Source organism: Vreelandella venusta, from assembly GCF_007989605.1.
Classification (GTDB): domain Bacteria; phylum Pseudomonadota; class Gammaproteobacteria; order Pseudomonadales; family Halomonadaceae; genus Vreelandella; species Vreelandella venusta.
In genome coordinates, this window is record NZ_BJUL01000008.1 from 60,460 (window position 1) to 72,868 (window position 12,409).

Sequence of the window (12,409 nt, forward strand, 5' to 3'; positions counted from 1 at the left end):
GGCCGCTATCTTCTGCCGCTAACAGAGATACATGCGCTATGAGCCGAATGAGTGATACCTGGATACTTGCCGCCCAATGTCCAAGCCGTTTGGGAACGGTAGACGTCGTCACGCGCTTTTTAAAAGAGCAGCAGTGCTATATCACTGAACTTAACTCTTTCGATGACCGGCTGGGCGGGCGCTTTTTTATTCGTGCCGAGTTTCGCCCAGAGCGAGACGACTTCCATGACGAGCGCTTCCACGCCGATTTTGCCGCGCGGGCAGGCGAATTCGATATGCAGTTTGAGCTGACGGCGCCGGGCAAACGCACAGGCACCGTGATTATGGTCTCCAAGGCCGATCACTGCTTGAATGATCTGCTCTACCGTTATCGGACGGGCCAGCTTCCGTTAGATATCAAAGCGGTGATTTCCAACCATCCTGATCTGGAGCCGTTGGCAGCATGGCACGGCCTGCCGTATCACTACCTACCCATTAGCCCTGAGACTAAACTGGAGCAGGAAGCGCAGGTACGCAAAATCATCGCGGATACTGACGCTGAGCTAGTAGTGCTGGCAAGATATATGCAGGTGCTTTCGCCCTCAATGTGTGAATTATTAGCCGGACGAGCCATCAATATCCATCACTCACTGCTGCCCGGTTTTAAAGGCGCTAAGCCTTATCACCAGGCGTACGAAAAAGGCGTTAAGTTGGTGGGGGCAACGGCACATTATATTAATAATGATCTTGATGAAGGGCCAATTATTGCTCAAGGGGTCGAGCCAGTGGATCACACCCACTACCCAGAGGATCTGGTTGCCAAGGGAAGGGATATCGAGTGCCTGACGCTGGCTAGAGCGATTAGCTATCATTTAGAGCGTCGTGTGTTCTTTTATTCTGGGCGTACAGTGGTGTTTGGTAACTAAGGTTTTTGGCTTATAGCTATTAGCGACAAACACACACAGTTCGAGCGCGCTTTTTATAACTGGGCTACTGTCAGCGCTAAGCGTTTTTTAGTTCGCTAGGTAGCCCTTGGTTATGTATAAAATGCAAATGCGTGCTTAAGTATTTCGGTTTATAAAAATAAAAATTTATCTATAAAAGATCGTTTGGTCTTGTTTTTAATCACATCAATAAATTATTAAAACTTTCAGGCGCCGCCTAAGTTTCCCCTGTTTATACGTCAAGAGGTGCTCCAATGCCTATCAGTGTTTTCGACCTTTTTAAGATTGGAGTAGGCCCCTCCAGTTCTCATACCGTCGGGCCCATGCAGGCCGCTTTTAAGTATGTTACATCACTACGCGAAGCCGATCTTCTTGATCAAGTGGCCCATCTAGACGTTCATCTTTATGGTTCATTATCCGCGACGGGGGTAGGGCACGCAACGGATCACGCAATTATTATGGGGCTGATGGGTGAGCGCCCCGACACGATTGATCCTTTGATTATTGGGCCGTCTATTGCGTCGCTTAAAGAGAGTCAGTTATTAGAGCTTGGATGCCAAAAAACAATCGCTTTTGACTGGAGTCGCGATATTTATTTCCATGAGGAGAGTTTGCCTCATCACCCTAATGCCATGCGGCTTGCTGCCTTTACACATCAAGGCGAATTACTGTATGAAAATATCTACTATTCGGTGGGGGGCGGTTTTGTTGTTGAACAAGCCCAGATGGATATGCCATTAGAGGACTTTGATGAGGCAACTATTCCCTATAACTTCGATACGGCTGAAGAGCTGCTAGCATTATGTAAAAAAGAGCAGCTAAGTATTAGCCGTTTAATGCTAGAGAATGAGAAAGTATGGCGGACAGAAGACGAGGTCAGAAATGAGTTGTGGCGAATCTGGCAAGTCATGTGTGAGTGCATCGACAATGGGTTAACCCATGAAGGAGTATTGCCGGGCGGGTTAAACGTGAAACGCAGGGCTAAGCTGTTGCATCAGCGGCTTTTAGCCGCTGAGCAGAATGATTGCCTAATCGCATCGACGTTTTCCGCGATGGAGTGGGTCAATATTTTTGCGCTCGCGGTTAATGAAGAGAATGCCGCAGGAGGGCGCATGGTAACGGCGCCCACCAACGGCGCTGCAGGCATTATTCCCGCCGTGCTGCACTACTATATGAAATTTCAGCCCAACGCCTGCGAGAAAAACGTCGTGGATTTCCTGCTAGCGGCAGGTGCCATTGGCATTCTCTGCAAGAAGAACGCGTCGATATCGGGGGCGGAAGTAGGCTGCCAAGGGGAAGTTGGCTCGGCATGCGCCATGGCGGCAGCTGGCTTAGCGGATGTGATGGGCGGAACGCCCGAGCAAGTAGAGCATGCGGCCGAAATCGGCCTGGAGCACAATTTAGGGTTAACCTGCGACCCGGTGGGAGGGCTGGTTCAAGTGCCTTGTATCGAACGCAATGCGATTGCCACCGTAAAAGCCATTAATGCAGCGCAAATGGCATTGCACGGTGATGGTACTCACTTTATATCGTTGGATAAGGTCATTCGCACTATGCGCGATACGGGGAGAGACATGCTTGATAAATATAAGGAAACTTCCAAAGGTGGACTGGCCGTTAATGCTATTGAATGTTAATCGCTAATGTATCTGGCAGGGTCGTTAAATCAACTGTCGTTTGAGTGCGTTGTTTTAACGCTACTTGCGATATCCAAGGCATCTGAGTATATCCCCAGAACACCTGCACTGGTGCCCAATAGACGAGCCGTTTTCGGGGGAGGGGATTCAGTTGGTTTGACTACCTTTCACCATCCGGCAGTGGCCTGCCGTAAGTTCGTTCCTCAGGGGAAGTACTAACGCATCAGGCCTCTCGTGTTCTCGTTGGTCTCACACCACTCGGAGCGGTAGGGGTTACTGGTAAATACCCGCAAGTGCAGTTTGCATTTGGCCATCAACATCTAGGGGTGACTCAGGCGGCGATTACCGCCGAACTGGTCGCCGATCAACTGGCGGGGCGCCCTTCAGATATTAATTTGGCGCCTTTCCGAGTAGACCGTTTCGAGTAATCTTAAACCTGGTCTGACACTATATTAATATTAGTGTCAGATCAGATTTCCCTTTTGATAGCCTCTCTCCTTTCCTACATCTTTTAAGCCGCGTTGTCACCTTCAGTGCAATCTTCAGCACATAATGTATATCGAAACATGGCGTGTACTACCGATGCGTCCGGCTCTGGGGTTTTCTCCCGATAAAGCAGTGCCGATGAGCTCCCAGTAAGTAGAGAGCTCAGCTCGACTGATAGTTTCCAAGAAGAGCGTGTTTGATAGGAGCAAAACCAATCAGAACGCCAACGCGTTAACTGGATAATAAAGTTAACGTGCATACCTTAATGCTGCTCTCGAATACTTGTTAGATAAATTATTATTAGGGTATTTATGGCCAATTATCGAGCGTATCTCCATCTTGAGCAATGCGCACTTTGAGTGGCAGATCCATAGGTTTCAGCAGGCGCTCAGCGTCAAGCTCATGGCTGATATGAGTGAGGTAGGCCCGGGGTGGATTTAGCCGAGTGATAATATCTAGCGCTTGAGTAATTGTGTTGTGATTTCGAGGTGTCGCGTAGGAAGCTGGGTGGCAGGCATCCAGTACTACCACGTCAGGTTGCCAGCTGTTTAGAAAGCGCTCCGTTTCTACCGGCAAACCGAAAGTGTCGGTGAGATACGCAAGCCTTGTACCGCCATCATCAAGACAATAGCCCAGTGTTGGCTTGGAGTGTTTGAGCGGCACAGGCGTCACTGTCAGACTATCGAACTTGATCGTTCTGAATGGTTTGAGCCCGGGCTGAAAATCCAGTATCCCAGAATTTCGATGCAAATCTGCGCAGCCCTGGGCGTCCTTGGGTCCATAAACCGGAATCGGCTCTCCGCAACCCCAGCGCAAATGAAAAAGGCCTTGAACATGGTCGGCATGATAATGCGTGATTAAGAATGCCGCAGGTCGTTCCATCTCGCAGCTAAGTGCCAGATCCATACGTCCGGCGTCAAGCAGGTAACGCTTGCCGTCGACCCTGACCTCCGCCGAGCAGGGGCTGCGCTGTAAGCTGGTGAACACCCTGGCTCGGTTACAGGCCACACAGTTGCATCCAAAGCGTGGTACCTGAGCGCTGTCGCCGGTACCATTAAATCGAAACTCCATCGATAGTTCCCCTGCTATAGCTTCCCTGGATTCTATAACTTGGACGAAAAGCGTCCCTCGATCACCGCTGTCAGTGCCGCGAGGCTATCTGAAAGCTTTCCGCCATTGTCGACTCGGGCGATCTCAGGAAAAGACTCGGCCAGTTCGCGCTCCATTGCGTGGTGGCGTCTGAGCCGGTGTTCGACTTCGCAGGGCGATTCTCGCCCACGTTCAATTAGCCGACGACGCAGCACTTCGGCAGGCGCAGTGATCACTACTGGAAGCAGCGCCTCACCGAAACGATCGTACGCCTTCGGTAAGGCTCGGCGGCTACCGTTAAGTAGCACGATGGCATTTTTGGCAAGCCACGACTCAACCTCCACGCCAACGCCATAATTTAAGTTGTGAGCATGCCAGTCGAGGCACAGTAGGCCAGATTCGCGACGCACCGCGAATTCGGCATTGCTGAGTGACACGCAGTCTTCATCCATGCCACTTTCCCGAGTGAGATAGCGGTGGGCAACGACCCACTCGGGGTGAGCGCGGCGTGCGGCCTGTAGCAAGCTGTCCTTGCCCACGCCGCTAGCACCGATCAAATAGACCAGTCGTCCCATTAGTGCACCTGTTTTCCAGCGCACCATACCCGCTGTACCAGCGGATGGCCGTCTACTTCTCGCACCCGAATCAAGTCCGCACGCAGCCCCTCACTGATGCGGCCACGGTCATCAAACCCGACCGCTTTGGCAGGATTACGCGAAGCGCAGGCCACAGCACGGGGTAGGTCATAGCCTCCCTCCATAGCGGCAATCTGGAAGACTGCGTCTAGAAGCGCAGCCGGGTAGTAGTCCGAAGAAAGAATATCAAGCACGCCATGGCGCACTAGCTCACTGGCGGCAATATTGCCGGAATGGGAGCCCCCACGTACCACATTAGGCGCACCCATCATCACTGCCATACCGTTCTTATGTGAGGCTTTGGCAGCTTCCAGGGTAGTCGGAAATTCCGCTACTTTAGTGCCGTACTCAAGGCTTTCGGCCACATGCTCTACAGTGGCATCGTCGTGGCTGGCAAGCGCTAGACCACGCTCATGGCAGGCTTGAGAAATTGCTTTACGGTAGGCGCTTGAATATTGAGTGCTAAAGCCCTGTTGACGCTCGATGAACGCATCGAGGCTGGCATCATCGAAGCCGTGCTTGCCCTTGTAGTACACTCGGTAGGCGTCGAAGCTGGCAAACTGACGTTGCCCTGGCGAGTGATCCATCAAAGATACCAAGCCAAGCTCAGGAGTGTCCGCAAGGGACTGAAAGCGTGCCAGCGTATCTGGGTGGCAAACCTCGCAGCGTAGATGTAAACGGTGGTCTACGCGGGCCATGCCGTTGCGGTTGATCTCGGTCAGGGCCTCAACCATCTGATGCAACGCATTCTGACGCATGCTGTGGTCATCCACGTCACCAATGGACACCGCATCAAATACCGTGGTGATCCCGCTCGCTGCCATCTGCGCATCGTGGGCCAAGGCCGCTGATCGCGGTGGCCACGATACTTTAGGCCGTGGCTGAAAGTATTTTTCCATATTATCAGTGTGCAGCTCGATCAACCCGGGGATCAGCAGGTCGCCTGCGCAATCGATAGCACCTGGCAGTGTACTAAGCCCACGTTCAACGGCCATGATCATCCCGTCCTTGATGACAAGGCTGCCATGGACTATGTCATCTTCGAGTACTAGGCGAGCGTTGGTCAGAATCTGGTTATTGGCACCCATCACAGCGCCTCCTTGGTATCACTTTTCCCTGCCGGCGATGTAGCAAAGGCGCTAGCTGATGCTTGACCCGAGTCAGCGTCTGAGAACAGAGTGTCACTTGAACGCAACATATGGTTTTCCAATGGCAGCAGACGGTCGGCGACGCGATCGCGAACATCTTCGTCGTGAAAGATACCCAGCATTGCACTGCCGCGAGCTTTGGCTTCCAGAATCAGCTCGACCACGACATCGCGATTAGCGCTATCCAGAGAGGCGGTAGGCTCGTCCAACAGCAGCAGCGGATGCTCTGCGATAAAGCCTCGGGCAATGTTGACGCGTTGTTGCTCGCCCCCTGAAAAGGTCCCAGGAGCCAGGCTCCACAGTCGCTCAGGGAGGTTGAGCCGGGCTAGTAGCGCTTCGGCACGACTGCGCGCTTCGTTTACCTCACAGCCTCTAGACAGTAGAGGCTCCATGACTACTTCTCGCGCAGAGACCCGTGGCACTACACGCAGAAACTGGCTTACATAGCCAATCACATCGCGACGCAAGACATGCCACGCATGCGCAGGCAGGTCTGAAAGTTCCAGTTCACTGTCATCGAAGTGCAGCGTCAATCGGCCACCGGAGACGCGATAATTGCCATTAACCATTTTCAGCAAGGTACTTTTGCCGATACCGCTACGTCCGGCTAGCACAAGACATTCGCCTGGTACTAGGCTTAGTTCAAGGCCGCGCATCACGGTAAGTTGCTGGCCACCCTGAGCATGTAGTATGAAAGACTTGTCGAGCGACGATGCGCTCAGAAAGACTTGTTTGTTCGCCATCATAGCGGGCTCCTCAACGTAAAATCCTGAGAGTGGGCACGGTTCATGGTGTCAGCACCGATGACACGAGTAGCTGGGTGTAATCGTGCTGTGGGTCGTCTAGGATCTGGTCGGTTAGCCCAGCTTCCACTACTCGTCCACGGCGCATCACCATCAGTCTGTGGGCCAGCAGTCGTGCAACCGCTAGGTCATGAGTAACCAGAATCACTGAGAGACCAAGCTCCCGGGTCAAGGTGCGTAGCATGTCGAGAAGGCGTGCTTGGACTGAGACATCGAGGCCACCGGTGGGCTCATCCATAAACACGAGGCGGGGTTCGGTCACCAGCGTGCGGGCAATCTGCAGGCGTTGTTGCATGCCTCCCGAGAACGTTTGTGGCGCATCATCGATGCGGCGTGGGTCTAATTCTACTCGCCCCATCCAGTCCTGGCTGGCGTCCCGCAGGTTACCGTAATGGCGTTGCCCCAGTGCCATCAGGCGCTCGCTAATGTTGGCCCCAGCGGATACTCCTAGGCGCAAGCCATCACGAGGGTTCTGGTGCACAAGGCCCCACTCGAGACGCAACAGTGCCCGACGCCGAGCCTCACTAATGGCGTAAAGATCAAACTCATCTTTTGCCTCAACAGCTGCAGTGCCGAATGGCTCCGGGCGGTGGTAAATCACTTGACCGTTATCGGGCTTTTCAAGCCCTGATAACACCCTCAGTAGGGTCGACTTACCAGAGCCTGATTCACCGACGATGCCGAGTACTTCACCTTGGTGCAGGGTGAAATCGATGTCCTGGCAACCCTGGTTGGGGCCGTATAAACGCGTAATGTCGCGCGCTTCAAGAAGGGCAGGGCGAGTAAGCTGTGGGCGCTTCATGCCACCTCCTCGTGGCGATCTTGGCAGTAGTCCGTATCCGAGCAGACGAACATCCGTCCTCCCTGATCGTCGGTGATAACTTCGTCAAGGTAGCTATCGGTAGCCCCGCACAAAGCGCACGGTTCCCCCCAGGTCTGGACCTCAAACGGATGATCTTCGAAATCTAAGCTCTTAACCCGTGTGTACGGCGGAATGGCATACAGGCGCTTTTCGCGGCCCGCGCCGAACAGCATTAGCGCTTCGCTCATGTTGAGCTTGGGGTTATCAAATTTGGGAATCGGTGAGGGGTCCATAACATAGCGATCAGCGACCTTGACCGGATAGGCATAAGTTGTCGCGATATGTCCATGACGGGCAATGTCTTCGTAGAGTTTGACGTGCATCACGCCATACTCTTCAAGGCCATGCATTATTCGGGTTTCCTCTTCGCTTGGCTCAATAAATCGCAGCGGTTCTGGGATGGGCACCTGGAATACTAGAATTTGGCCTTTCGTCAAGGCTTGTTCGGGGATTCTGTGGCGGGTCTGGATCACACTGGCCTCCCCGGTTCGGGTCGTCGTCTCGACCCCAGCCACACGCTCGAAAAAAGTACGAATACTGACGGCGTTGGTGGTGTCGTCGGCGCCTTGGTCAATCACTTTAAGCACATCATCAGCGCCAAGGATGCTAGCGGTAAGCTGCATGCCCCCCGTACCCCATCCGTAAGGCATTGGCATTTCTCGGCCGCCGAAAGGGACCTGATAGCCGGGAATCGCGACTGCCTTGAGCAGCGCGCGGCGGATCATGCGTTTAGTTTGCTCGTCGAGATAGGCGAAGTTGTAGCCGCTATAAACATTGTCGGCTTTGTCATTACTGGCGTTCATTTCGGACGCTCCTGCTGGGAAGGCGAGAGTCTGCAGATTCTTGAGTGGTGTGTTCACGACGCAGGCGACGCAGCAGCTCTAACTCCGACTGGAAATCGACGTAATGCGGCAGTTTCAAGTGAGAAACAAAGCCGGAGGCTTCAACATTGTCGGCGTGAGCTAGTACGAACTCTGCCTGCTGGGCAGGGCCTTGAATCGGCTCACCCAGTTCTTCCGCGCGCAACGCGCGATCGACCAGCGCCATGGCCATGGTTTTGCGCTCGTTACGGCCAAAGGCCAAACCATAGCCGCGAGTAAACTGAGGCGCCTTTTCACGGCTGCCGCCAAACTGATTGATCATCTGGCATTCGCTAACGACGATCTCCCCGATACAGACGGGGCCATCAAAGCCTTCCACCTCAATTTCCACTTCGACGGTGCCTTGACGAATCTCTCCAGCGAAAGGATGGTTGCGGCCGTAGCCACGTTGGGTCGAATAGCCCAGTGCTAGTAGATATCCTTCGTCGCCGCGCGCCAGCATTTGCAGGCGAGTAGCCCGATCAACTGGGAAGTCGGGTGGATCCTGAGTGATGTCGTAAGGCACGGCACCATCATCAACCTCTTGTTCAATCAACCCTTCGGCATCAAGGGCATCGAGTATTTGCGGGCAGGCTTTTAGCCCAGCCTCGGCGCGCGCTGGGTCGGGGATCTCGCCCTCTGCCAGCAGCATGAAGTCAAGTAGACGGTGGGTGTAGTCGTAGGTAGGCCCAAGAACTTGGCCTCCGGGGACATCCTTAAAAGCGGCACTGATACGGCGCTCTACCTGCATGTCACTTGTCTTGAGTGGGGTGCTATCGGCCAGCCTTGGTAAGGTAGTGCGATAGGCGCGCAGCAGAAAGACTGCTTCCGTCAGATCACCGCTGGCTTGCTTTAATGCCAAAGCAGCGAGTTCAGGGTCATGCAGTGAAGCCTCAGCCATGACGCGATCCACGGCGAGGCCGAGCTGACGACAAACCTGGTCAACGCTAAGCTCGGGCTGTGCTCGGTCGCCTCGACGGCGGTCTGCCATCCACTGATGGGCGTTGGCGATGGCCTGTTCGCCACCTTTTACAGCAACGTACATTAGGCGTTCTCCTCTGCACAGACAGCTGCTTGATCCATTGAAGCCATGCCGGCTAGAGGCTCTATACGAGTGCTACGCGGAATCGCAACTAGGCGCTCTGAGCAGGTCAAAATAGTGTCTAGTCCGCGGGGAAAGCTGCCGCTATTAGCCTTCAAACGTGTCATTAACACCTCGGCAGAAGCATCTAGCTCGAGCATTCGCGTATCGGCAATACCAGGGCCGCTCAGGCGCCAGCAGCCAGTGTTATTGCTGGGTTGTCCTTTGGCGTTGGCCAATGTCTCCAATACCACCAACAGGGTTGTGCTGCGGTCCGGGTGAGTGTCGCTGCCTTCGGCGAAGCTTGGCAGGTCCTGACAACTCTGCGATGTTAGTAGGGCGAAGTCGGCCTGGTCGGCCTGGGTCACAATGCGTGCCCCTGTATGGAAAGCGATAGCCTCTGCCATGCCATCACGATTCAGCTCGTTGGAGATCCATATCCGCGAGTCCAGGTCGCACAGTGCTAGGAGTACTCCCCAGGCAGCGCGTGACAAGCCAACGCCTTCAGGTAGGGGCGAGAGACTAACTTCCTCAATGGTGCCGGGTTCAGCCATAGCGCTTAGCAGTTGGCGGAATAAGCGTTGGCCATGGTGAACAGCGTCATCAAGGGCTGGCCAGTCATGCGGCCTTAGATCATGCGATCGCTGATCGTGAGGCTCGGCACTTGTTAAAATATGCTGCATGGCTACTCCCCGCGTACCATTGTAAAAAAGTCAACTCGAGTTGCGGCGGCGGTCTGAGAACGCTCGATACGCTCATCAGCCAGCGACTGGGAAAGTGGTTCGATCAGCTCTTCATCAATGCGATGAGCCCAGTGTTGTTGTCGAGCACAGGCATCGATCAGAGCGATCAGCTCGGCGTGTTCATGGCTACGCCCAGCAACCCATCCATGGCCTAATCCACCGCCACCGGGAGTATCGTCATCCAGGGCCACGCTGGCGCGTGTCACGGTCATTTCCCCAAGGTTGAAAGCGTTGCCTGAACCGCCCATGCGACCACGCACCATCACCATGCCGGTTTCCGGGCCTCGAACGCAGCGGTATCGCACTTGGATGCCGAGCACAGCCCAGCTCTCACAAAGGCGTTTGGTGGGCGTCAGCGCAAGAATGCGGTGACGTTGTTCAGGAGTCATCATGATTCCTCATCGTTGTCAGTTTGGTGTAGACCAGATATTTGTCAGTGTTAACGTTCATTTAAAAAATCAAAGTGATAAGAAACGCGGTCAGCCCTGGCGCAGCTTACGGAGACTTCTACAAGGCGCCGGGACTCATCGACATTGTCACTGGTAAGTACAAGAAGTGGCGCGAGCTGGGGGCACTGGAGTAAGCGGCTATCGTCACGATTGGCTTGGCTCGCTTCCAGGCGCACTGAGGCACGGGAAAGACGCAAACCGTAATGCTGGTCAAGCAGTGCACGGGTGGATCCTCCACGGTAGCGCTCACACCAGTCAGGCACGCGCGTGGCATCAAACCAATGGCGTAAACGCGTTAATGGCATGCCATCCACTAGCCTCAGCGTATCAACGCAGATCAAACATTCACCATCAGCCAAACCGAAGCGTTGGCTGATCGCTTCGGGCGGGCGTGACAGGCCTTGAGATAAACAGCGTGTCTCTGTGTTGATACCCATCTCTGCAAGGTTATGGGTGACCTTACTTTCGGCGTTCACCATGTAATCCAGTCGCCGATCTACGACTTGGGTGCCCCAGCCCTGATGACGAGTCACCATACCTGCGGCTACCAGTTCATCTAGTGCGCGACGAACGGTATGGCGGTTTACCTCAAAGCGCTTGGCTAGCGCCAGCTCGCTTGATAACTGGTCGCCCGCGCTATGCTGAGTTCGAATCTCATGGGCGAGAATTCTGGCTAGCTGGCGATAGCGTGGTTCTTTGGTTTCCTGATGGCTGTGGTGCGCTAGTTGTCTAGACATTTTTACTCCTGCTATAACCCCTTTGCCGAGGGGCTGCGTGTCATTTTTCGTCCTGTCTAAAGGAGGTTTTGTTGTTATTAGACGTTCGCCTGGGCTAATCAGAATGGAATTTTTCCAGACTATATGAAGTGCTTACGCAGGCGTTGGGAGGCTATATCGAGAACGGTCACAGCGACGATAATAACCAGCATAATGGTGGCGGTTTCGGCGTACTGAAAACCACGCATGGTTTCCCACAAGGCGACCCCAATACCACCCCCACCAACCATTCCAAGTACTGTGGCAGAGCGAATATTCGACTCGAACCGGTAAAGGCTTACCGAAATCCATAGCGGTAGTACCTGAGGAATCAGCCCGAAGATAATCTCCTCAACACGCCCTGCACCAGTTACACGGATACCTTCCATCGGACCTGCGTCACTGGCTTCCACAGCCTCAGAAAACAGCTTCGCTAGCACGCCCGTGGTGTGTACAAACAACGCCAATGTGCCTGCAAAGGGGCCAAGTCCTACGGCCACTACGAATAGCATGGCAAACACCAGCTCATTGATGGCCCGGCAAGCATCCATCAGTCGGCGCATTGGTTGGTAAACCCACCAAGGCACCAGGTTCTCGGAGGAGAGCAGGCTGCAGGGTACCGCCACGATGATCGCCAGTAGCGTCCCCCAAATAGCAATTTGGATGGTCACCAGCATCTGGTTGATGTAGTGGCCAAGGTTGCCGAAAGTGGGCGGAAAGAAATCGCCAGCTAAGGTAGCCATGTTGTCGGCATTGCTAACCAGTATGCTTGGACGTATCTCTGCTCCTTGCCAGGACCAAGCCAGTACGCTGAGCAGCACAAACCAACCAATCAGTGATAACCAGCTACGCCGACGCAACAGCGATGTCGTCATTTGAGATGTATGGGTGTTCATGGTCTCTCCGAGCGGGGAAAGCGGTCTACGCTCACCCCGCTA

14 protein-coding genes are annotated in these 12,409 nt (G+C 54.1%); 3 read left to right on the forward strand and 11 right to left on the reverse strand.

The window, feature by feature from the left end; translation table 11 throughout:
• Positions 1 to 38 precede the first annotated feature (38 nt).
• From purU to HVE01_RS20035, 3 genes are all read left to right on the forward strand, one after another.
• Positions 39 to 905 carry a formyltetrahydrofolate deformylase gene (gene purU / locus HVE01_RS10775; protein WP_125745293.1) on the forward strand — a complete coding sequence of 289 codons (867 nt, stop codon included), beginning with the start codon at positions 39 to 41 and terminating at the stop codon, positions 903 to 905.
• 272 nt (positions 906 to 1,177) lie between these two features.
• Positions 1,178 to 2,560, forward strand: a complete 1,383-nt coding sequence (locus tag HVE01_RS10780; protein ID WP_146944069.1) for an L-serine ammonia-lyase — start codon at positions 1,178 to 1,180, stop codon at positions 2,558 to 2,560.
• Positions 2,561 to 2,853: 293 nt separating this feature from the next.
• On the forward strand, positions 2,854 to 2,988 hold the full coding sequence (locus HVE01_RS20035) for an FAD-binding oxidoreductase (protein WP_186808839.1): 135 nt from the start codon (positions 2,854 to 2,856) through the stop codon (positions 2,986 to 2,988).
• Positions 2,989 to 3,355: 367 nt separating this feature from the next.
• Here the strand turns inward: HVE01_RS20035 and phnP are convergent, their stop codons facing one another.
• The 11 genes from phnP to phnE all read right to left on the reverse strand — a co-directional run bounded on the left by phnP (position 3,356) and on the right by phnE (position 12,367).
• Positions 3,356 to 4,117, reverse strand: coding sequence for a phosphonate metabolism protein PhnP (gene phnP / locus HVE01_RS10790; protein ID WP_146944071.1), 762 nt, complete (start codon positions 4,115 to 4,117; stop codon positions 3,356 to 3,358).
• Positions 4,118 to 4,149: 32 nt separating this feature from the next.
• Entirely contained in the window at positions 4,150 to 4,710 is a 561-nt protein-coding gene (gene phnN, locus HVE01_RS10795; protein WP_146944073.1) for a ribose 1,5-bisphosphokinase, read from the reverse strand.
• On the reverse strand, positions 4,710 to 5,858 hold the full coding sequence (locus HVE01_RS10800; protein WP_146944075.1) for an alpha-D-ribose 1-methylphosphonate 5-triphosphate diphosphatase: 1,149 nt from the start codon (positions 5,856 to 5,858) through the stop codon (positions 4,710 to 4,712). Before HVE01_RS10800 ends, phnN begins: the two co-directional genes overlap by 1 nt.
• Positions 5,858 to 6,664, reverse strand: coding sequence for a phosphonate C-P lyase system protein PhnL (phnL, locus tag HVE01_RS10805; protein WP_244973773.1), 807 nt, complete (start codon positions 6,662 to 6,664; stop codon positions 5,858 to 5,860). The genes HVE01_RS10800 and phnL overlap by 1 nt, the downstream gene beginning before the upstream one ends.
• 40 nt (positions 6,665 to 6,704) lie before the next feature.
• The gene (gene phnK, locus HVE01_RS10810) at positions 6,705 to 7,523 is read right to left on the reverse strand and encodes a phosphonate C-P lyase system protein PhnK (protein WP_146944077.1); all 819 of its coding nucleotides are present in this window, start codon (positions 7,521 to 7,523) and stop codon (positions 6,705 to 6,707) included.
• Positions 7,520 to 8,386 carry an alpha-D-ribose 1-methylphosphonate 5-phosphate C-P-lyase PhnJ gene (locus tag HVE01_RS10815; RefSeq protein ID WP_146944079.1) on the reverse strand — a complete coding sequence of 289 codons (867 nt, stop codon included), beginning with the start codon at positions 8,384 to 8,386 and terminating at the stop codon, positions 7,520 to 7,522. The genes phnK and HVE01_RS10815 overlap by 4 nt, the downstream gene beginning before the upstream one ends.
• Positions 8,373 to 9,488 carry a carbon-phosphorus lyase complex subunit gene (locus HVE01_RS10820; protein WP_146944081.1) on the reverse strand — a complete coding sequence of 372 codons (1,116 nt, stop codon included), beginning with the start codon at positions 9,486 to 9,488 and terminating at the stop codon, positions 8,373 to 8,375. The genes HVE01_RS10815 and HVE01_RS10820 overlap by 14 nt, the downstream gene beginning before the upstream one ends.
• Entirely contained in the window at positions 9,488 to 10,207 is a 720-nt protein-coding gene (gene phnH, locus HVE01_RS10825) for a phosphonate C-P lyase system protein PhnH (RefSeq protein WP_146944083.1), read from the reverse strand. Before phnH ends, HVE01_RS10820 begins: the two co-directional genes overlap by 1 nt.
• Positions 10,208 to 10,209: 2 nt before the next feature.
• Positions 10,210 to 10,659, reverse strand: coding sequence for a phosphonate C-P lyase system protein PhnG (phnG, locus tag HVE01_RS10830; protein WP_232471381.1), 450 nt, complete (start codon positions 10,657 to 10,659; stop codon positions 10,210 to 10,212).
• 47 nt (positions 10,660 to 10,706) lie between these two features.
• A complete protein-coding gene (gene phnF / locus HVE01_RS10835) occupies positions 10,707 to 11,453 on the reverse strand; it encodes a phosphonate metabolism transcriptional regulator PhnF (protein WP_146944085.1) in 747 nt (248 codons plus the stop codon).
• A 119-nt stretch (positions 11,454 to 11,572) separates the two neighbouring features.
• The gene (gene phnE, locus HVE01_RS10840; protein ID WP_146944087.1) at positions 11,573 to 12,367 is read right to left on the reverse strand and encodes a phosphonate ABC transporter, permease protein PhnE; all 795 of its coding nucleotides are present in this window, start codon (positions 12,365 to 12,367) and stop codon (positions 11,573 to 11,575) included.
• Between the last annotated feature and the right edge of the window lie 42 nt (positions 12,368 to 12,409).

Coding starts and splice junctions, on each gene's coding strand:
- purU (WP_125745293.1), top strand. CDS start 39: ATGAGCCGAATGAGTGATACCTGGATACTTGCCGCCCAATGTCCAAGC.
- HVE01_RS10780 (WP_146944069.1), top strand. CDS start 1,178: ATGCCTATCAGTGTTTTCGACCTTTTTAAGATTGGAGTAGGCCCCTCC.
- phnP (WP_146944071.1), bottom strand. CDS start 4,117: ATGGAGTTTCGATTTAATGGTACCGGCGACAGCGCTCAGGTACCACGC.
- phnN (WP_146944073.1), bottom strand. CDS start 4,710: ATGGGACGACTGGTCTATTTGATCGGTGCTAGCGGCGTGGGCAAGGAC.
- HVE01_RS10800 (WP_146944075.1), bottom strand. CDS start 5,858: ATGGGTGCCAATAACCAGATTCTGACCAACGCTCGCCTAGTACTCGAA.
- phnL (WP_244973773.1), bottom strand. CDS start 6,664: ATGATGGCGAACAAACAAGTCTTTCTGAGCGCATCGTCGCTCGACAAG.
- phnK (WP_146944077.1), bottom strand. CDS start 7,523: ATGAAGCGCCCACAGCTTACTCGCCCTGCCCTTCTTGAAGCGCGCGAC.
- HVE01_RS10815 (WP_146944079.1), bottom strand. CDS start 8,386: ATGAACGCCAGTAATGACAAAGCCGACAATGTTTATAGCGGCTACAAC.
- HVE01_RS10820 (WP_146944081.1), bottom strand. CDS start 9,488: ATGTACGTTGCTGTAAAAGGTGGCGAACAGGCCATCGCCAACGCCCAT.
- phnH (WP_146944083.1), bottom strand. CDS start 10,207: ATGCAGCATATTTTAACAAGTGCCGAGCCTCACGATCAGCGATCGCAT.
- phnG (WP_232471381.1), bottom strand. CDS start 10,659: ATGATGACTCCTGAACAACGTCACCGCATTCTTGCGCTGACGCCCACC.
- phnF (WP_146944085.1), bottom strand. CDS start 11,453: ATGTCTAGACAACTAGCGCACCACAGCCATCAGGAAACCAAAGAACCA.
- phnE (WP_146944087.1), bottom strand. CDS start 12,367: ATGAACACCCATACATCTCAAATGACGACATCGCTGTTGCGTCGGCGT.